Below are 311 nucleotides of genomic sequence, written 5' to 3'. Positions count from 1 at the left end.
CGAGGCTGCGCTCGGTGACGTTGCTCTGCCGGATGATTTTCTGTGTGGCGTAGGTCACGGCACGGTAGGGATAGGCGTTGAAGTCGCACACCACGCTGTCCACCTTCAGCACTTGGTTGATGTTCCCGGCGATGATGCGGTTGTAGTACCCCTTCTCCGCGAAGTCCGAATAATAGTGGTACACGCTCTTGTCCGCCAGCAGCAAGGCACGTTTCACGTTGTGTTCAATCGCGCTTTTTTCAGGTGATAGCGTGAAGAACATCTCGTGGAAACGGCGCACATGTTCCCGTGCCTCCGCCGGGCGGTTCTGC

1 protein-coding gene is annotated in these 311 nt (G+C 57.2%); it reads right to left on the bottom strand.

Going from position 1 to position 311, the window contains the following annotated elements:
* Positions 1-311 (bottom strand): conjugative transposon protein TraK (traK, locus tag DW640_RS24275; RefSeq protein WP_233525487.1); only part of this gene is annotated, 311 nt, incomplete at both ends.

The organism is Bacteroides sp. AM23-12 (assembly GCF_003434395.1).
Classification (GTDB): Bacteria; Bacteroidota; Bacteroidia; order Bacteroidales; family Bacteroidaceae; genus Bacteroides; species Bacteroides thetaiotaomicron.
This window is presented reverse-complemented; position numbering and strand designations above follow the sequence as displayed.